Source organism: Burkholderia sp. Bp9016, assembly GCF_003857765.1.
Taxonomy (GTDB): domain Bacteria; phylum Pseudomonadota; class Gammaproteobacteria; order Burkholderiales; family Burkholderiaceae; genus Burkholderia.
The window spans coordinates 195,071-213,137 of record NZ_QTPY01000009.1 but is presented as its reverse complement, the minus strand read 5'-3'; the positions used below and the strand labels follow the sequence as shown (position 1 = coordinate 213,137).

Below are 18,067 nucleotides of genomic sequence, written 5' to 3'. Positions count from 1 at the left end.
GTGCCAGTTCTGTATGGAGTAAAGCCTGCGGAGCCGCTTTTCGCTAAATTGGAATCGCAGATTGGATTCGGTATTCCGGTGGAATATGCGAATTTATTGCGAAAGTGGAATGGTTTATTTATCGATGGCGCTGATTATCTAGATCTCGACTTTTCAGGTGTCGATAATGGGATTATTTCATTTTCATCGCTATTTGGACTCGGTGCAAGCAATGGTAATTTTGATTTGGTGGAGCAAAATGAACGAGTCAGAGATGAGGTTGGATTCCTGAATGAGTTCTTTGTGATCGGAGATGATCCGGGAGGTAATTACTACGCACTTGCGAAGTTCGGTGACGCTCGCAAAGTTCTTTATTGGGATAGAACGCATCTGCATGCGGACGACACTGCTAAGCCGGATATCGCAGAGGTGGCCGAATGTGGCAATCTCTACTATGTAGCAGATGGATTCTCAGAATTTCTGGATACGATCGTCGATGGAACAAAGCAGATGCAGTTCATCCCTCTCGATGACTGGCCCGGCTAAAAGACGAATGTCGCGGCTTCCTGGAGATCGTGGCTACGAGAGCGCCGCATAGGGCGGCGCCCGGTTCGGCGGGAGTCATGCGCGGCTACGGTTTTGAGCCAAGTGTTGATTGTGCCGTGTCGTACGGTCGATTCGAATTTTCACTGATTGATTTGGCAGTGCCATTTTTGCAGTTGGGTATGCGAGAGCAATCACGCGGAGCTGCAACGTTGTCGGTCGATCAGCTGAAACGAATGCGCCAGGCACTTCGCCCATATGGACTGAAGTTGCTGGAGCCAGAATAGAAAAGGTTGGCACGCGCAGTATCGATTTCGATGTCGTCAGGGACACGAATCGAGCCGATGCAGATCCTATCTGTTCGATACGATGGTCGAGTGCCCAGCGTGTCGCGATAACGAGGCTCTTCGTCAGATTCGTCAACTCGCGCGCCAAGCCGGCTTGACTGGTCTCCCCGACAGAATCCATGCTGGTCCGCCGGCTATGGGAATAGCCGGCAACCTTTGAAGAAATACCCCCAAAAATACCCCCAGGGGGTGATCTGTAGAGGGCTCGCGCAGGACGATGCTCGGCACATTCTGCCGCTGGCCCAAACCCGCCTCGTCGCGACGCAAGATGCCGCGGGCATATTGCGGCCCAAATCTGCTCATCTGTCGACATGCTATTCATTGCCGGTCCCGACCGAGACGCACAGGAGTGGGCTGCCGTGGGCGGGAGCGTCGGGTGGTTCAAGTCGCAGTAGAAAGTCGAAGTACCGTCCGGTGAGCTTCCCGAGTTGTTCCTGTACTGCGCCGAGTCGGATCAGGCATTGGGCGTCCCAGTTCATGCCCACGACGAGCTCGCTCGTTTCGCAGTTCCACTCGCTCAGTAGAATCGCAGCGGCGCGGGCGTTTTCTTCGGCGAACCGCTCGATGCGCTGCTCGATGTAGCGCATGTCGTCACGCATCAGCGTGCCGGAGATGCGCAGTGAGACGGCGTGTGCCACCTCGTCGTGCCTCAGGTACACCGAGGCAATGCCGCCTAGATGTCGGGACACCCGATCAAGCTGTTCGTCTTCCAAATCGTCATGGACGGGCAGCGCACCCGACAAGACGTAGCGTGCTGGTTCTTCCATCGTATCCTCAGCTGATTCGGTTATCCTAGGTCTGCAGTCGGTAATGGCGTATCAAGTCGCGCGTGTCAGGGCGCTGGCTGCCGGAACCTGTCCAGAATCTGCGCTTGGCGCCGCAGGAAGGCCTCCAGTTGCAGATGCTCGTAGGCGAGTTCCTCAAGCAGCTCGACGTGTTCGGCGAGGCCGACGGGAACGAACGACGGCTCTCCATACCGCACGCGTTTGAAGATGGCGCCGGTCCGCGCCCATTTTTGGGAGAATTCTTCCAGTGTGTCTTCGACTGACTCCGCTTCGTCGTCGGTGAGCGCACCGCGAATACGGGTCATGAAGGAGTGCGTGACGGCATCGGTCGCGAAATAGACATCGGCCGGGTTCGCGATACTCTCGGCGAACTGTTGGGCATGACTGTGCCGAAAATTGTCGAGAACGGACAAGGTGCCGCAGATTTCGTAGGTGAATGACATAGCATCTACTCCAGCAAAGGACTGCTGTTTTTCGGGGCGTATGCAGTCGAATTTTCCTGCACGCGATAACGTCGAAGCTCGATCGTGTACTTATCACGCTAGTCAACAAAAACGTATATGTCAACTGCGAATCCACGTTTGGATAACTTTGCGCTGCGTCTGAAGCAGGAGCGGCGGCGCCTGCGTATGACGCAGGACGAATTGGGCAACTCTGGTGGCGTTCGAAAACAGGCGCAGTCCAACTATGAGAAGGGTTTGCGGTACCCGGACGCCAACTACCTGGTTGGAATTGCAGAGGCCGGGGTTGATGTTCAGTATCTGCTGACTGGTCAAACGTCAAATCCTGCGACGCTCCGGCTTGCCGATGAGGAGGAGCGACTTCTCGCAGGCTTCAGAGAATTGAAGAGTCGGGAGAAGAGGGGCGTGCTAGCGCTGGTCGACGCGATTAACGGACCCGTGTCGGGGGAGTCGGACGGCACCGAGGACAATTGATCGCAACGTGATGATGTAACTGGCCGAGGCGGGCGAATATGGGGACACCTCCCTGACTGCAACTTGTCGGCGGTTGAACCGCACACACCGTTCGCTGCCGGTTCGGCGCGACTTCGTGCCGCAGCCACCGCTACACCGGCGCAATCAACATGGACGTGGGACCCAGACGCTCTCAGTTGCCGTCATGGTGAGTCGGCGGCGTACATGCTGCCCATACCGATAATTGAGCCTCACTGCTTCGACCTATCAATGGTGCGCGTAGAGTTCCATGTGCATGGCGCCCAAAACCGGCGCAAGCCTATCCTGCACTACTTCGCTTTTCATATTTTTCTTGGCGTTAACGTGATTTTTACGCGCGCGATGTGCAGATCGTGTGCAATGAAAACTCGCGTCCTCTGCAATCGCAATGTGTCGCAGTGTGAGGCTGGCAGCGCAAGAAAGTTAGCCCGGCATGCATAGGCGATCGATCCCAAGTGCGATAGCTGTAGATGAGTGGACGGTAGCGTGTTAGACCGCATCGTCGGTATGGTGTGCTCGACGAATCGCACCGTGTCGTCAGACTGCGAATCGCAACTGATCTAAGGTCGCTTGGCTGCGACCATCTACGCAAGGTAGCGGCAACTGTATCGCGAAGGCGTCGCAAATTGCAGGGAGCTAGTGGTGCATGTTGCGTCCGTGCGCTGGTACGATCGAATGCATTCTCGGTGTTCTTGGGGGTGACGTGCCAAGCGTATGATGGTCGCCGAGATTTACGTGCGTGTGCACGAATGAGAGGGCGGGTGTGCTTCCGCGCGTGTCGAATGGGACATGGACGACAAGATAAAAATATTTTGCATTCCGAGACATTCCTCTGGTTTCTGATGCGTTCTTTTCATCTGAAAACCGCATTCAACCAGTGTTGACGTTGAGTTGATGCCTGCGCAAGATGCTATCAACGGTATATGTCGGAGCGAGTCATGTCGGTATCCAGACGTTTCACGCGAGCGCAGTGGGAAGCGTTTGGTCGCAGACTTGACGCACTGCCGGAAAAACCCAAAGACGAGCAGTCGGTCAAGGTCGGGGATGGCGTCAAGTCGATTCGAAAGCAAATCAGCGCAGCGCGTGAAAAGGGTTACACGCTGCTGGAACTGGTTGAACAAGCAGCACAAGACGGCATCGGTGTGAGCCTCAATTCTCTGAGATATGCGATGCGTCGTGCGGATGGAAAGGGACGAGCTCGGCACGGCGGACGGGAAGCGGAACGGTGTCAACCGGTGCCAGGTCCGAACACGAAGTCGACGCAAAGCGGTATGGCCAGCATTGACTCGAAACGCCCCCGATCCCAAGCGAATAGCGTGAGAGAAGCGACTAAGCCGAGGCAAGGGGTTCAGGGCTTCCTCGGATTCCCGATCAGCCCGGATAGCGAAGACTTGTAGAGGCGCGACATGGCAGGCGAAGAGCTGACCATCGCTGCAACGATTTGTGACCGCCGGGGCGGTGTTTTCGTACTTGCTGGGTTGCCGTGCCAGCCTGCAGCCTGGGGATGATGTTGATGACGGATGGGGCCGAGCATCGATCTAGATCGGCGGGACGCGGACGGTTGGATGTGACGGGCAGCAACCACCAGTTGGATACGCATTGCTTCTTTGAGCGACGTGACCCTTCGAGAGACGGACAGCGGCTTGCAAGAAGCTATGTCTATGGAAGGGACGCGCTTTGGGTGCTCTTCTTCGCATAGATTTCAATTGGCACGATTAGCGAAGCAATTGACAATCTTTCTGCCATGAAAGGTTCGGTACATTTGCGTGCCAGCCTGTCAATTTTGGTTAAATGAGGCCTATGTACATGCAGGTGCTGCGCCAATCTCCTGCTCTCGTCTGTAGATTTGGTATCCTGTAATGTACGAAATGGTGATTCGCTCGTCCCGGTATGTGGGTTGATCGCCTAAATCAATACGAAATCGAAAAAAAAATCGAGAGGGCGGCTGTGTCACTATCCGAAACCATAAGTAGCTTTGCCGCGGGGGCGGTTGACTGGAATAGGCGTCCTGTAGCGCTGAACTTTGGTCGGTTGCAAAGTACCTTAGGGCATTTGCTTGCGCTTCAGCACGCAAACGTTCGCGAGGGGTTAATGGCCGGCATCCACGGACACCTCACCTGCGTATCAGCTCGCCATGATCTTTCACCGAAGCTGTTCATCGGCGTGCCTGTCTCGGTGCGGCTTGTCACTGACCGTGGTCAGCTTCATTTGATCAACGCGATCGTCCAGGACGTACAGATTGGCCAGAGCGACGGCGAACTCTGTGTGTACCAGCTCACAGTCTGCGACGCTCTATCCCTGATGGACAAGCGCACCAATTCTCGAGTGTTTCGCAAGCTGAGTGTTGTTGACATCCTGGGTACGCTGTTCAACGAATGGCGGCAGCGCAGTCCTGCTCTTGCTCGTGCGTTTGAGTTCGACCTGTCCGGTCTGAGCCGGGATCGCTATCCGGCTCGCGAATTAACTCGACAGGTAAACGAATCAGACGCGAAATTCGTACGTCGCCTGTTGCGTCGTGAAGGGATCACGGTTTTCGCCAAAGCCGGGACGGCTCAGAGCGAGCGCACTACCCATGACGACACACCGACTCATACACTGGTGTGTTGCGATGATCCCGGGTCGCTACCTCAAGCGCCAGCCGGTACGGTGCGCCTGCACCCTCGTGATGCCGGCACGGAGGAGCGCGATACGGTCACGTTGTTTGCGCTGCATGCGCGGCTGGTGCCGGGCATGATCAGCCGCCCATCGTGGGACTACAAGAAGGCTCGAATCGACGAATCGACTGTGGCGGGCAGCGTTGATCAGGGCGAGGCCGGCAATGATCTTGCGAAGCTCTTGACCGACGTGGCGATCGACGTCCCGCATGCGGGTGACTCGTGGGACGATCATGAACGGCTCACGCGCGCGCGGATGCTGGCGCATCAATTCGAGGCTGAGCAGTACGACGGAGCAAGCGGCGTACGCGATCTTGCCGTTGGCACATGGATCACCCTGGCCGGCGATCCAGACTTGGATATGCAGCCGATCGACAAGAGACAGTTCGTCCTTACATCGATCGATCACGAGGTCTGGAACAATCTTCCAAAGGGATTGACCGAACGCGTGCAGGCACTGTTCGCTGCAAGCCACAATCTTGCGTTCCAATCACGACCGCGGCCGTCTGCGTCGGCGGAGGAGGCGGACACGCGTTACGAAAATACATTCACCTGCGTGCGCCGTGGTGTGCCGCTCACACCGGCCTACGATCCGAAAATCGATTTACCGCCGGTGCACCTGATGACTGGTGTGATAGTGACGCGTGATGGCGAGGAAGTCGTCTGCGACGAACTCGGCCGAGTTTACGTGCGAATCCAAGGGCTCGATCCGGCGGATCACACCCACGCGCAAGGCGCTGGCACTAACGACAACGTTGGTGATAGTGCTCCGATACGCGTTGCATCGAGCCTAGCGGGCGCACAGTTCGGGGCTTCGTTCCTGCCTCGCGCCGGAATGGAGGTTTTGCTGGGCAGCATCGGAGGCGATCCCGACCGGTTGGTGATCATTTCGGTGCTGGGGAACGGCGTGAATCAGCCGGCTACATTTACCCATACCGGCTCATTGCCGGGAAACCGTTATGTGTCCGGGATCAAGACAAAGGAAATTAAGGGCAAGCGGTATAACCAGCTCAGGCTGGACGATACACCGGGGCAAATTTCCAGCCAGTTGGCGAGTGAGCATGCGCATACCCAATTGAACCTTGGCTACCTGACCCAACCACGTGACAACGGTGTGGGGCAGGATCGTGGCGAAGGCGCGGAACTGCGCACCGATGCAGCGGCCGCCTTACGGGCGGCGCAAGGCATTCTTCTGACGACCTATGCGCGGTCGCAGGCGAGCGGCGGGCAACTCGACCGCGACGAATTACTTCAACTGCTTGGTGAATGTACTGAGCTATTTAAGTCGCTCGGTGATTACGCCGGGCAGCACGGCGGCCAAGCTGCTGATACGGCAGGGCAGGCCGCTGTTTCGCAAGCTTTCAAGAGCTGGGCACCAAGCAGCGGTACGTCGGAGTCCGGATCTGGGCCGGCAGCAACTTCGCAGGCATTGATGGCGTTAGGCGCGCAGGCTGGGTCGGTCAATGTCACTCCAAAGACGCATGTTACCTACGCGGGTGAGAACATCGATCAGGTCGCGCAGCAGCATCTCCAACTGATGAGCGGCCAGCGTTTTAACGCAACTGCGGGTCAGGGCATGCAGTTGTTTGCGCGTGGCACGGGTGTGCAAGCCGTCGCAGGCGAAGGTCCGATGTTGCTGCAGGCTCAGGCTGATTCGCTAACGGCGAATGCGCAGAAGGGGGTTAAGATCGCGACCAACGAAAACGAGGTGTTGGTGACCGCACCAACGATTCGGCTAGTCGCTGAGGATGGCAGCTATATCAAGATCGGCGATGGTGTGACGCTCGGCACGAACGGCGATATCAAGCTGCTATCAGCTTCGCATCAATGGGGCGGGCCATCAACGCAACAAGCTTCGAAGACTTCATTCGCCAACCAACCAACCGATCAGCGTTTCCGATTGCATTTTCCGGGACAAGACGGCGACACGCCGGTTGCCGCGAACCGCGCATATCGAATGACGCTGGATGATGGGCGCGTCGTCGAAGGCAAGAGTGGCCCCGACGGATTGACAGATCTCGTATCGGACGATGCGATGCGGATCGTCAAGATCGATATCCTGAAAAATCCGCTCGCTTGAGCTAGCTACGACGATGACCAATACCTCGCAACCGACCGTTGTTTCGCAGGGCATGGCTGTGACGATGTCCAATCGTCCCGGCCCGCGAAACGTCCAGATTCCGGCCGATCGGCCAGGCGTTGTAATTTTCCTGCATGGCGTTAATGATCCGGGCGCCAACTATGATCACATCGAGCAGGGGTTATGCGAAGGGTTGAACGAACGCCTCAGTCGCAGCGATCTGAAGCCGGGTGTGTATGGTGCACTCTTTAACAAGGCCGTGAAGTATAAGAGTGAAAATCCCAACTTTGATCAGTGGAAGGACATCAAGTACGATCCGGACACCTATCTTTATCAGCGAACCGAAATCACTGAAGGTCAGGACAAGACTCATAGTATGTTTATCCCGTTTTATTGGGGATATCGAGCGTCGGACGGTGAGATCAAAGGCGGGGAAAAAAATCCGTCGACGTTTCGTGGTCAGTATCAGGACGGCAACGGAAACCGCTTGGGCAAGAAGTTCGCGAAAGGCGGTGGGATGTTCAACAATGCAACCACGAATATTCCGGCAATGTACGATGCTGGCTGGATGGACAACGCTGCCAACTGGGGTGCTGGTCTATTCATGAGCGACTACCAGTACAGTTCGTCAAGCCCGAAGCGGCACTACTACGTTCTGGCCGCGGTACGTCTCGCAATGTTGATTCGCGAGATCCGGAGAGTTGACCCGAACGAAACGGTGACGGTAATGGCCCATAGTCAAGGGACCGTTATTACGCTGCTTGCGCAGGCGATGCTTGCGGAGAGTAACGAGGACGGCTCGCGATGTGCTGACTGTGTGATCTTGGCCGACAGTCCGTATAGCCTGACCGAGCCTGCGATGGCCCAGATTGCTCAACCGAGTGCGACTCCTTATACGCTTCGCGGCAAGCTCAATACTCTCATCAACATTGTCCAGGCAATCACCGCACATCCACACGCGGAGCCGCCGCTATCGCAACTCGTCTGTAAGGACGATAACCCAGATCATCAGGGGCGTACCGGACGCGGATGGAGTCCCGTGCAGGCAAGCCGAAAAGACAAGGATGGAAAGGCCTATCCGTTCACGGAACGGGACAACCGAGGAAAAGTGTACTTGTACTTCTGTACTGAGGACACCACGGTGGATCTCGTCACGGTCAAAGGTATTGGCACACATGGCGTGCCTGACACTGTTGATGAAGTGTGGCAGGGAACACGCAAGGTGTTGGGGATGCCGATGAAATCTACAACGACGCTAAAAGCAATGGACGTGCTGAAGGCTCATCGGTTCTACCAGCGACTCTGGTCGAAGGTTCCTACCGATTTATACGGTCGGCCTCGTTTTGTCGGGAAAAAACCCGAATACTATGACGGGCAATACCTTGGGGATGACCACAAGTTCGAGAAGCGCTTGATCAACGCAGATGAGTTGTTTCCGCCGTATCAGCCAAATCTCTATGGTGATGAAGCAATTCGCGGCACGGAGCGCAAGGCGGGTAAGGATAAGCCGGACTACGTGGCGCGTGACACGCTTCTCGGTAATCCAAAAGCTAAGGTGAAGTTTATTCCATTGGCGGACTTGCCCGAAGATGTACGTAAGCAAGGTAGCCCGGCGATCATGAAGTGGTATAACAGCAAGATTGCGGACCCCGAGGATCAAACAAACGTCGTTCGTGCGGCCGACGGGTATGGAATAAATTGGGAGCGTGAGGAATCGCCCAACGAGACACGCGCGCGACTGGAGACGGATAGTGGTAAATGGGACGATAATTCATACCATTCCGCGATTTATCGAGATTCGAATAACATGCGACGTGTTGCGGCTATGGATGTTGCGATTGGTCAAGCACGCAGTCTCGATGATCCAGATATGAGGAAGCTGTTGGTGGCGATTGCTGACTGGAAATTGGATTCAACAAAGCTTAAAGAAGTTCAGAATAACAAGTGTTATGGAAGTTTGCTTGGTTCGTCTCAAGTGATAATTGAAAAAAGTTCTAAGTATTATTCTCGGGGGGAGTTTCCGTTCGACATTGTTCCTAAAACACCACCAAAGATGGTGGACGGGGAGACATTTGCTCAACGCGAGAAACGCCAATGAATGTAAGCTTGTCACCTTTGTCGCGCCCCCGGTTGCGCGGGTACGTGTTGATACTTTTCGCGCTGGCGTTGGCTTGGACGGCTGTTACGCTGGTGCGGTCATATCACTACTGGGAAAACACTGGCATCGAGGATCCGCATATGGGCAGTACGATACGCAACGGTTTTTTGGTAATTGTAGGCTTGGTTGCCGCTGCATATGCTGGGCAGTGGATCTGGCGAGCGTCGCATGGCGAAGGTCGGGCAGCAACGGTGCAGCCTGTTGCGGCGGCCGCTGAAGTGGCCACGCCGCAGACGAACTCCGAGAGCGCTAAAATTTTGGCAGGGACGGGGGCCAAATACGCATTGGAGATTCGTGCGGTTGGGCTGGCGGTAACAGGGCGACACCAAGACACGATCTGGAAGCAAATTGTCGCAAAATCGAATAATTACGAGACGGTTCTTTCCTCCGACCCGAAGGATTACGGGGAAAATCCGGATGAACGTAGGATCTTTGCAGAAGTGGCTGCTGGTGCCTCATTTAAATATGCCGCTGGCGAAGCTGTTGATCACTGGCCAGTTCCTGTGATTATTTATGGGCCGCCCAAAGGGGCTGACAGCCACTATCGAGCGGCATATGAAATTTCCGATGTGCGCCAAAAGGCCGGGCTTGGCGTTACTCAATTTCTTTGGTTGGATGACGCCAATGCCAGCAGCGCGGCACCTGCTATCGACAAGCTTTTTAAATTTTTCGATGAGCATCCTGATGTTCCGGCTGCACTAGTGATGAGTCAAGATGGTATGGTTAATCGTTGGGGGCTAAATACACCCGGAGCAGCTAAAGAGCCGCAGGGCGCGTTTATTCCACCTGTCGTCGATAGCATGAGCGCATTGCTTGTCGCAAGAACGGATCGGGTTAATAAACTTGTTCGCCCGTATCAGGTCGACATGCCAGGTGATATTGATAGCACAAAAACACAATACGACGTCGTCAAGCTGTGGAACTTCTACTGGAAGGAGGATAGTGCTTTTTCCGAGAAGGTAGAGGCCGAAGCCGGAGGGCACTTTTATGGTCCTCCGACAATGCGCTCCGACTGGTGGATATCGAAATTGCCCGAGTTGTGGAAAGAGGTGACCAACAAGGGACCAGGAGAATTCAAGTCTAGTCCGTACCTACCGGTCCGCTGGGCCAACTGGCAAGTCGAGGAGTTCGATGAGGCGCCTCTGTTGGGCTACCTTCATCGCCCTGTCGACATCAAGTTGACCGATGACAACGGGAAGCTGTTGAAGCGAGCGGAACAAGTGAAGCAGTTGCAGGAGGGCTGGAAGCAAGCAGTGGCGACGCTACCGGATGGTGCAAAGCCCACGCGAGTGTTTTATGACACAACTCAAGATCGCGAGTGGACGATCCCACTTACGCAAGCGTTGCACGGGAACACGGAAGGTATCGACCTCGGTAACGTCAAGGAGGGCTACGATGTCGGTCGGCGCATCGGTAATACTGGCGTTAGTTCGGCGCTCGTCCAATTGTCGCTCGCGACTATCGCGAACTATGAGGACGGCGGAAGTAGTGCGACGATCAATCTGATGGACGATGGTCGAGCGAGCATAGTGATGGTCAGTCCCCCGGACGAGGCAACCAAGGCCAAGAATTCGGAGCATCGTGGCCCGAATCCCTTCCGATATCGGATGCCGCATTAACCAGTTTGGGAGGCGCGTATGCGCGGGGTAATACGTGTCGGTGACTCGACTTCGCATGGTGGGCGTGTTCAAACTGGCCGCGAGAATTCAACGGTGATGGGGCGCTCCGTCGCATGTGTCGGGGACCGTTGCACTTGCCCCATGTCTGGTCACGACCATTGCGAAATCGTGGAAGGCGACGAAAACGTCCGTATTGATGGTCGCGCGGTTGCTTTTGACGGTCACAAGACATCGTGTGGCGCTGCGCTGATCTCGTCGATTCCGACATCGGGACGTGCGTAGCTTTTCGACGTTTGGCGGGGCCGTGATCGCTGCCGGAACTACTCGTCGCCGCTTCGTTCATCACGCCCGACACGGCCCAGGCCGCTCGTTCGCTCGCTGAAAACATGCTCCTATCGAACGTGTGCGTGCAGGCTCAGCCGCGACGCGGTGCGGCAGATGATGGAAGAGCGGCAGACCGAGCAAGCACGCCAGGGGGCGGCGAAGGTCGAGGCACAGCGCCAGGCCGAGGCCAAGCCGGTGCAGCAGGCCGAGGTCAAAATGCGGGAGCAGGAGAGGGCGGCAGCCAAACGCCCGGTCCCGCAGCGGGACACCGGGCGCGGCATCAGCATGTAAAGAAAAACGGGGCTGTGAGGCCCCGTTGTCTTACGTCGGCTGGAAGCCGTCAGGTGCGCCGGCACCGGACGGCGTCGTTGCTGGCGCTGCACTCTTGTTCCGCGCCTTGCTTTGCGCCTTGGTATAGACGGGGCGGCTGCGGTTGGCATCGAAGAATCGAGCAACCACGCGGGCATCATCCGCCGTGAACGTTGCTGGAGAATCCGGGTTGTTACGTCGCGAACTTTCGTTCATGTCCCTGGCGATTGCTTCGTAATCGCCGGTTTTCTTGCCATCCGCAGCAATGCGTTTGGCGGAATGCCCGGTACGGTCGATCTGGTCGCTGAACAAACGGTTAACGACTGATTCGGCTATTTCGGCAGCTTTCTTCGCGCCCATGGAGTGACTCCTTTATGTTCCGCTCATTGGTCGAGCAGGGGCAAACCCACCTGGCAAGGCGGCGGAACACCAGCGTTGCCGGGGCTTCATTTTGATTTTAACCGAACGCAGAAACCTGTGTGAGCGGATGCGATGGGGCGGGTCACTGCACCGAGTTGGCGGTTGTCCAGATCGCCGTCAACCGGGTATGGCCTTGGGTTCTGGCCTGGCCTGCTGCAGCCAAGGCATTGTGCAGCGTGGGGAGCACGGCGTTGTACGCAGACACGGCTCGCGTTAGCCCTTTGCATGAACCCATGTCGGGAATAACGTCGGCGGCTTTGACCGCAGCAGCACCGTCGAGGCATGTTCCGCGCCACTGGTCGATCCGGGCGTTGAGCCCGTTTTCCGCTGCCGCTGCTTCGTTGCGCACCCGGTCCAGTTCGTCGTCAACGATCGAAATCTGGGCCTTGTCCACCCCCATCTGACCGACGATGACCCCCGCCTGGCCCTGCGCGACCTCGTTGCCGATAGCTTGCAGACGTTGCGCGCGTTTGAGCTTCGCCTGCTCGAACGTCACGGCGTGATCATAGTAAGCCTTCGCGCGCGGCAGCCGGTCGATGTGGTGCTTTGCGTTGTCGACGAAGCGATTCAGACTGTCGGTGAGGGCGTTGACTTGGCGGTTCATCTGGTCGGCGCGCTGACCGTGCTGCCGCGCCGCGATGATCGCTTGGCCCATCTTGTCCAGTTTTGCGACCGCCTCGTCGAAGTCAGAGGGCTGGCCTTTCGTGAAGTGTTGTACGCCCGTTTGAGCACCGTCCGGCACCGTGAGGTCTATCCCACTCCTCGTTGCCATGCCGGCAAAGTTTTGCCCGATAGGGAGCGGCGTGGCGAGGACCGTGAGGGTGATGTTGGTCCCGTCGACCGATCCGCTCACGTTGCTAGTGCTGGACGATAGCGTGCCGTCGCTGGTCAGCGCCGCGTGGCGCAGTGTGCCCGTGAAGCGGTGATCGGGGGTTTCGGTGACTTGAAGCAGATCGGCCTGGTTGCCGTTGTGCGATACGTACGACCCGGACACGGAGCGATCGCCGCACCCGCTGAGAAGCAGCGCGCTCCCGACGATCGCCGCCAGGTAGCCCGCAAAACTCATGCGTCGTTGGTTCATCATCCCCGCCCCCGTTCTCGAGTGCTCTTTCATTGTTGGCACGGTATATCCAGGGAGCGGAGCGGTGAATCAGCGGTTTGTCGTCGGCTAAGTCGCGTCGACGCAGAGCGTCAGCGGGCGAAACCTGTAAAGAACAACCGGGCCGAACGGCCCCATTGTTCCTACGATCGACGATCGCGCTCGTCAATATTGCCCCAACAACTTCGCCCCCCAACGCCAAACCTGGATGATTTGCTCGTGGTAGTTCCACGTGCCGGCCCGCGTGATCGGTGCCCTGGACCCGTTGCAACAGGTCGAGGTCCGCGTAGCTGGGGAATGCGGTGAGGGCGATGCCTCGGAGTTCGAGCAGAAGACCACTCAACTCGGACAGGCTTCCATCGCGCGCCGTTCGGCGTTGGCGCATGCTCTGGGGCGCGGGCACGATGCAGGAGTTCAGCCAGTTGCGGAGTTGGCGTTCCCATAGCGACTGAATGGAGAGGCAGAACGCCTGGACCGTCGCCTGCAACAGGGCTTGCCCGTCGGCGACGGCGTACATCCAGCCGCTCTCTTGGATGGTGGCTCAGCGCTCGATGTCAGCGTCAATCGCGGCGAGGGCCGGGTGCACCACGCCGTTTAGGAACGCGCGAACCCGCGGGCGGTGCAGGGCGAGCTGGACGTCCTCGAACTCGAAGCGAGTGTCCCAGCGGTGGGTATCGACCGTGATCATAGGCGTTTGCTCAAGCGGAGCGGTCGAAGGGAGCGCACCGATGAAACATCAGGGTGTGTTGGGATGGGGTCACCTTGTGGCTCGGTCAGTGAGGCAGGCGCGGGTCGTTGCGAACCAGTTTGAGTTTGTCGAGATGATCGGCCCAATGTTGCATCATCCCGCGCCGTTCGGGTAAGTACTCGGCATGAACGTACGCAGCAGTAACCTGGTTGCGTTCCGCGTGAGCCAACTGGCGGTCTACAACGTCTCGGCTGTATCCGAGTTCACGTAACATTGTGGCGGCGAGCCCGCGGAAGCCATGCCCTGTCATCCGGGACTTGTAGCCCATGCGATAAAGCGCGAATAGCATAGTGTTGTTCGAAATCGGTGCTCGACCATGTACGCTATAGAACACGTGTGGCCGGTCGCCATTGATTTGCCGGAGCTGCTTTAACACGGCCAGTGATTGCCGTGACAGCGGGACAATATGTGGGTCTCGCATCTTCATTCTCTCGGGCGGGATCCGCCACTCTGCCGCAGTCTCGTCGAACTCTGCCCATTGAGCGCGAATCATTTCCTTCGTCCGGACGAAGGTAAGGGCCATCAATTCTAGCGCCAGTCGGGTAACTGGCTCACCGGGATACGCGGCGATGTCGCGCATGAGCTGCGGGATCTCCAACGGCTTCACTCTGGCCATGTGCTGTACGCCCGGCCCCTTTTTTAAGATCGTTTCCGCATCGATGTCAGCGGACGGGTTACGGGTGCAACGGCCAGTCATGATGGCGTACTGGAATACGGCGCGCGAACGCTGCAACAGTCGCTTGGCGGTTTCCCGGACACCTCGTGCTTCGATTGCGCGGATGATCTCCAGCATTTCCGGCGCTTCGATGTTGGCGATGGGCCGTGAGCCGATCTTCGGGAATGCATCGATCTCCAGCGAGTGGATGACTTTCTCAGCGTAGGTCTCGGTCCATCCTGCGCGCTGATTGTCGAACCACTCGCGCGCAACCGCCTCGAACGAACTAGCGGCTGCGATGCGCGCCGTTCGTTTGACTTCTCTCTTTGCTTCATTGGGATCGATACCCGCCGCAAGCTTTTCCCGCGCCTCGTCACGCTTTTTGCGTGCGACTGCTAGTGAAACGTCAGGGTACACGCCGAGTGCCAGCAACTTTTCCTTGCCGTTGACGCGATATTTGAGTCGCCAGTAGCGCTGACCGGCCGGGGTAACGAGCAGGAACATTCCGCCGCCGTCGAATAACTTCACAGGCTTGTCGCCCGCTTTCGCGTTTTTGACGGCTTTGTCGGTCAAGGGCATGGGGGTATCCCTCCAAGGGGTATCTTGGATACCCCGAGAGATACCCCCAAATACCCCCGGCTGTCGCAGTACGTCCCGGGACGTATACGGAATTGAAAAAACCCGCGAAGCCTTATGTTATCACGGGTTGCCGGAATTCTGGGGATCGCACGAGATGGAAGATTGGTCCCCCCGACAGGAATCGGTCGTGATTCCTTCAACTACTATCAAACCCTATCAATTTCCCGGAAACCCAATATTGGCGGCCATCAGCGGGCGGCATCAGGGTACGGGTTCGATTCCAGAGTTCCCCAAAATCCATCAAAATTCCGCTATCCTTTACGCCAAATTTACGCCAGGGCACAGGATGGCAAGCTACAGAAAGCGGGGCGGGACGTGGCGCGCGGAGGTCGCGAAGGCTGGGATTCGCGACTCGGGAACGTTCGATACGAAGGCGGAGGCGGTAGCCTGGGCGACCAAGCTTGAGGCGGAGATCGACGCCGGCCGTCGGCGGCAGTACTCGAAAGTGCAGAAGACGGTAAGCGACGCGTTCGATGAGTATCTTGATAAGGTATCGCCGAACCTAGCAAAACACGAGTGGAACGAGACGCGGTTGGAGTTTCTGCGCAACGAGCTCGATTTCGTCGGCGTGCTGATACGGAACGTCAAGCCTGAGCAGATCGCAGAGTGGCGAGATAAGCGGCTCAAGGTCGTCAAGCCGTCGACCGTTAATCGGGATCTCAATTTGTTGTCAGCGGTCTTTCAGGCCGCGCATGACGAGTGGAAGTGGACCAGTGGGAACGCGGTTCGCGAAGTGACCCGTCCAAAGGATCCGCCTCCTCGCCGGCGTAGGGTGCCGGACCAAGACGCTGCGATTATGTGTACCGCGTTGGGATTGACGGATGGTGGGCCAGTTCAAACGACGCAGCAGTACACAGCGATTGCGTTTCTTTTCGCGATAGAAACGGCAATGCGCCAAGGGGAGATTATTGCTGCGACGTGGCCGAACGTCCACATCGACAAGCGATACGTGCACGTGCCGACATCAAAGAACGGCGATGCGCGCGACGTGCCGCTATCGAGGCGAGCGATAGAGCTGCTGGGCAGGCTGCCTAGGGCCAAAGGAGAACCCCGCTGTTTTCCGGTCGCGCAGGGGAGTGTCGACGCCTTGTGGCGTAAGGTTCGGGCGAGGGTGGTGAAGAAGCATCCCGAAATGGCGGATCTGAATTTTCACGATTCTCGGCACGAAGCGACCACACGACTCGCGAAGAAGTTACATGTGCTGGCACTCGCAAAAATGCTCGGCCACCGAGATATTCAGTCCCTGATGATCTACTACGACGAGACGGCCGCCGAGCTGGCGGCACGCCTCGATTAGTCCGTCTTCCGGCGCCGGCCGGGCCTCGGCGTCGGCAGCGTGCCGCGGTTCCGTCGCGCCCATTCGAGTACATCGCTTGCGAACCATCGTCGCTGCGCCTGCTGGCTTTCGACCGGGCGCATGCCGGCGGGAAAGTCCTTTCGGGTGACGACGCGCAATTCAACAGTGGCTTTCGACAGGCCGAGCCACTGCGCGATTTGCTCTGTGCTCCACAGTGTTTCGTCGAGCCTCTTCGGTTGCTCGAGCGCGGCGACGAGTCGACGCAGTTCGGGGAGTAGCTGCTGCAGTTCGCTCATGTCCATTCTTAGCCTTCTCCTGGGCTGGCCTTAGCTGTGGTCATGATTTTCCTCTATACCAATACGGGCCGCACTTGGCCGGTTTTCAGATTAATAAACGCGCCGCACCACGTCAGGCGCGCATGCCGGAAAAATTCCCACAGGATCGCGAGCCCCTGTGTGACGACGGCCTGATTGATGAACAGCTCCTGCCGCTCGAGCGCTTCGGCGAGGCTGCAGCTCGGCGTATCGTCCTCGGGAATCGTCGTGTCGATGAGCTCGGGCAGTACGTCGTATGGCCAGCGTAGCGGCGTGCTGTCCGCTGTGGCGATGTTTCCGGTCGAGTCGGGCGCCGCGCCGAAAATGACCTGGCCGTCGCTCGCGCGGTTGCCGAGATCCATAACGTAGCTGCCCGACTTATTCAGGGCCGGCGCCAATTTCGCGCGGGCTGCTGCGCTGTCTACGCACATGACAACAAGATCCGGGGCGCCGCGGATGATTGCGTCGGCGCTGGCATGTACCGGCCGGCCGCACCAATCGATCCCGAAAAACGCGTTGAGGCGATGCACGAGCACGACGCTTTTTCGCTGGCCGATGTCGGCCGGGCTGAACATCTGCCGGCCGACGTTCGCGGCGCTGATCGTGTCGGCGTCGAATGCGGTCACGTGCAGGCCCGGGTGGCCGAGTTCGACGAGGGCGTGATTGAGGCGGGCGAGCCCCGTCAGCATCTGCGAGCCCGTACCGCCGCAACCGATCAGCGCGACCGTTACGCGTCGATCGCTGAGAAAGCGCGCCGGCGTCTTGTGCTGGCTCATACCGTCCTCCACCAGGGTGCACCGACGTCGCGGCCAATCAGTGCGGCACATTCGGTTATCGCACGGCGCGTAGCGCGCTCGCGCTCCGACTGCTGCGCGCCGACGTCATGCCGTGCGTCGATGTCGTCGTGGGTGAAGTGGCGGAATGCGCCGGCGCCAGCGTGCGCGGTCACGTAATCCGCGAAGTGCGTCACGTCAATACGGGCCGCGCTCGACAGTTCGAAGGCGTCGGCGCGCGAGCCGATCGAATCGAATGCTCGCCAGGTGGCGGTTGCGTGCGGTCTGACGTGGATTGCGGTGAGGTCGCGGACCGTGTGACGCTTCGTTTCCCATCCTGCGGCCCGCGCGGCAAGTTCGAGCATGTCGAG

18 protein-coding genes are annotated in these 18,067 nt (G+C 57.8%); 9 read left to right on the top strand and 9 right to left on the bottom strand.

What is annotated here, in order from left to right; translation table 11 throughout:
* Positions 1-525: an SMI1/KNR4 family protein gene (locus DIE13_RS13755; protein ID WP_124827709.1), complete on the top strand. Its 525-nt coding sequence runs from the start codon at positions 1-3 to the stop codon at positions 523-525.
* A 658-nt stretch (positions 526-1,183) separates the two neighbouring features.
* On the opposite strand, the gene DIE13_RS13745 is transcribed toward DIE13_RS13755, so the two are convergent.
* On the bottom strand, positions 1,184-1,636 hold the full coding sequence (locus DIE13_RS13745; protein WP_124827708.1) for a hypothetical protein: 453 nt from the start codon (positions 1,634-1,636) through the stop codon (positions 1,184-1,186).
* Between the two features lie 65 nt (positions 1,637-1,701).
* Entirely contained in the window at positions 1,702-2,097 is a 396-nt protein-coding gene (locus DIE13_RS13740) for a hypothetical protein (RefSeq protein ID WP_124827707.1), read from the bottom strand.
* Positions 2,098-2,214: 117 nt separating this feature from the next.
* Here DIE13_RS13740 and DIE13_RS13735 point away from each other — a divergent pair, with 117 nt between their 5' ends.
* The 7 genes from DIE13_RS13735 to DIE13_RS32890 all read left to right on the top strand — a co-directional run bounded on the left by DIE13_RS13735 (position 2,215) and on the right by DIE13_RS32890 (position 11,733).
* Entirely contained in the window at positions 2,215-2,589 is a 375-nt protein-coding gene (locus DIE13_RS13735; protein ID WP_234745565.1) for a helix-turn-helix domain-containing protein, read from the top strand.
* A gap of 956 nt (positions 2,590-3,545) precedes the next feature.
* A complete protein-coding gene (locus DIE13_RS13730) occupies positions 3,546-4,004 on the top strand; it encodes a hypothetical protein (protein ID WP_124827706.1) in 459 nt (152 codons plus the stop codon).
* Between the two features lie 550 nt (positions 4,005-4,554).
* Entirely contained in the window at positions 4,555-7,341 is a 2,787-nt protein-coding gene (locus tag DIE13_RS13725; RefSeq protein WP_409333473.1) for a type VI secretion system Vgr family protein, read from the top strand.
* A gap of 13 nt (positions 7,342-7,354) precedes the next feature.
* The gene (locus DIE13_RS13720) at positions 7,355-9,439 is read left to right on the top strand and encodes a DUF3274 domain-containing protein (RefSeq protein WP_124827704.1); all 2,085 of its coding nucleotides are present in this window, start codon (positions 7,355-7,357) and stop codon (positions 9,437-9,439) included.
* Positions 9,436-11,118, top strand: a complete 1,683-nt coding sequence (locus DIE13_RS13715) for a DUF2875 family protein (RefSeq protein ID WP_124827703.1) — start codon at positions 9,436-9,438, stop codon at positions 11,116-11,118. Before DIE13_RS13720 ends, DIE13_RS13715 begins: the two co-directional genes overlap by 4 nt.
* Before the next feature lie 18 nt (positions 11,119-11,136).
* Positions 11,137-11,400 carry a PAAR domain-containing protein gene (locus tag DIE13_RS13710; protein WP_124715503.1) on the top strand — a complete coding sequence of 88 codons (264 nt, stop codon included), beginning with the start codon at positions 11,137-11,139 and terminating at the stop codon, positions 11,398-11,400.
* Between the two features lie 156 nt (positions 11,401-11,556).
* Positions 11,557-11,733: a hypothetical protein gene (locus tag DIE13_RS32890; protein WP_175762585.1), complete on the top strand. Its 177-nt coding sequence runs from the start codon at positions 11,557-11,559 to the stop codon at positions 11,731-11,733.
* Positions 11,734-11,763: 30 nt separating this feature from the next.
* Here the strand turns inward: DIE13_RS32890 and DIE13_RS13705 are convergent, their stop codons facing one another.
* The 4 genes from DIE13_RS13705 to DIE13_RS13695 form a co-directional block, all read right to left on the bottom strand.
* A complete protein-coding gene (locus DIE13_RS13705) occupies positions 11,764-12,111 on the bottom strand; it encodes a hypothetical protein (protein WP_124827702.1) in 348 nt (115 codons plus the stop codon).
* A gap of 142 nt (positions 12,112-12,253) precedes the next feature.
* Positions 12,254-13,255, bottom strand: a complete 1,002-nt coding sequence (locus DIE13_RS13700; RefSeq protein ID WP_124827701.1) for a hypothetical protein — start codon at positions 13,253-13,255, stop codon at positions 12,254-12,256.
* Between the two features lie 556 nt (positions 13,256-13,811).
* Positions 13,812-13,958, bottom strand: coding sequence for a hypothetical protein (locus DIE13_RS32885; protein WP_175761482.1), 147 nt, complete (start codon positions 13,956-13,958; stop codon positions 13,812-13,814).
* 85 nt (positions 13,959-14,043) lie between these two features.
* Positions 14,044-15,252 carry a phage integrase central domain-containing protein gene (locus DIE13_RS13695; protein WP_124827700.1) on the bottom strand — a complete coding sequence of 403 codons (1,209 nt, stop codon included), beginning with the start codon at positions 15,250-15,252 and terminating at the stop codon, positions 14,044-14,046.
* A 187-nt stretch (positions 15,253-15,439) separates the two neighbouring features.
* Between DIE13_RS13695 and DIE13_RS13690 the strand changes: the two genes are divergently transcribed.
* On the top strand, positions 15,440-16,609 hold the full coding sequence (locus tag DIE13_RS13690) for a tyrosine-type recombinase/integrase (RefSeq protein ID WP_260435053.1): 1,170 nt from the start codon (positions 15,440-15,442) through the stop codon (positions 16,607-16,609).
* Here the strand turns inward: DIE13_RS13690 and DIE13_RS13685 are convergent.
* From DIE13_RS13685 to DIE13_RS13675, 3 genes are read right to left on the bottom strand one after another with little or no spacing between them, the layout of a single operon-like run.
* On the bottom strand, positions 16,606-16,911 hold the full coding sequence (locus DIE13_RS13685; RefSeq protein WP_124827699.1) for a helix-turn-helix domain-containing protein: 306 nt from the start codon (positions 16,909-16,911) through the stop codon (positions 16,606-16,608). The genes DIE13_RS13690 and DIE13_RS13685 overlap by 4 nt on opposite strands.
* A gap of 47 nt (positions 16,912-16,958) precedes the next feature.
* On the bottom strand, positions 16,959-17,750 hold the full coding sequence (locus DIE13_RS13680; RefSeq protein ID WP_260435052.1) for a PRTRC system ThiF family protein: 792 nt from the start codon (positions 17,748-17,750) through the stop codon (positions 16,959-16,961).
* Complete coding sequence (locus DIE13_RS13675) at positions 17,696-18,061, bottom strand: hypothetical protein (RefSeq protein ID WP_124827698.1); 366 nt, start codon at positions 18,059-18,061, stop codon at positions 17,696-17,698. The genes DIE13_RS13680 and DIE13_RS13675 overlap by 55 nt, the downstream gene beginning before the upstream one ends.
* Positions 18,062-18,067 lie beyond the last annotated feature (6 nt).

What these genes read in the sequence shown, in the direction of transcription:
- DIE13_RS13745 (WP_124827708.1), bottom strand. Translation starts at nt 1,636, where the DNA reads ATGGAAGAACCAGCACGCTACGTCTTGTCGGGTGCGCTGCCCGTCCAT.
- DIE13_RS13740 (WP_124827707.1), bottom strand. Translation starts at nt 2,097, where the DNA reads ATGTCATTCACCTACGAAATCTGCGGCACCTTGTCCGTTCTCGACAAT.
- DIE13_RS13735 (WP_234745565.1), top strand. Translation starts at nt 2,215, where the DNA reads ATGTCAACTGCGAATCCACGTTTGGATAACTTTGCGCTGCGTCTGAAG.
- DIE13_RS13730 (WP_124827706.1), top strand. Translation starts at nt 3,546, where the DNA reads ATGTCGGTATCCAGACGTTTCACGCGAGCGCAGTGGGAAGCGTTTGGT.
- DIE13_RS13720 (WP_124827704.1), top strand. Translation starts at nt 7,355, where the DNA reads ATGACCAATACCTCGCAACCGACCGTTGTTTCGCAGGGCATGGCTGTG.
- DIE13_RS13715 (WP_124827703.1), top strand. Translation starts at nt 9,436, where the DNA reads ATGAATGTAAGCTTGTCACCTTTGTCGCGCCCCCGGTTGCGCGGGTAC.
- DIE13_RS13710 (WP_124715503.1), top strand. Translation starts at nt 11,137, where the DNA reads ATGCGCGGGGTAATACGTGTCGGTGACTCGACTTCGCATGGTGGGCGT.
- DIE13_RS32890 (WP_175762585.1), top strand. Translation starts at nt 11,557, where the DNA reads ATGATGGAAGAGCGGCAGACCGAGCAAGCACGCCAGGGGGCGGCGAAG.
- DIE13_RS13705 (WP_124827702.1), bottom strand. Translation starts at nt 12,111, where the DNA reads ATGGGCGCGAAGAAAGCTGCCGAAATAGCCGAATCAGTCGTTAACCGT.
- DIE13_RS13700 (WP_124827701.1), bottom strand. Translation starts at nt 13,255, where the DNA reads ATGATGAACCAACGACGCATGAGTTTTGCGGGCTACCTGGCGGCGATC.
- DIE13_RS32885 (WP_175761482.1), bottom strand. Translation starts at nt 13,958, where the DNA reads ATGATCACGGTCGATACCCACCGCTGGGACACTCGCTTCGAGTTCGAG.
- DIE13_RS13695 (WP_124827700.1), bottom strand. Translation starts at nt 15,252, where the DNA reads ATGCCCTTGACCGACAAAGCCGTCAAAAACGCGAAAGCGGGCGACAAG.
- DIE13_RS13685 (WP_124827699.1), bottom strand. Translation starts at nt 16,911, where the DNA reads ATGGACATGAGCGAACTGCAGCAGCTACTCCCCGAACTGCGTCGACTC.
- DIE13_RS13680 (WP_260435052.1), bottom strand. Translation starts at nt 17,750, where the DNA reads ATGTGCCGCACTGATTGGCCGCGACGTCGGTGCACCCTGGTGGAGGAC.
- DIE13_RS13675 (WP_124827698.1), bottom strand. Translation starts at nt 18,061, where the DNA reads ATGCTCGAACTTGCCGCGCGGGCCGCAGGATGGGAAACGAAGCGTCAC.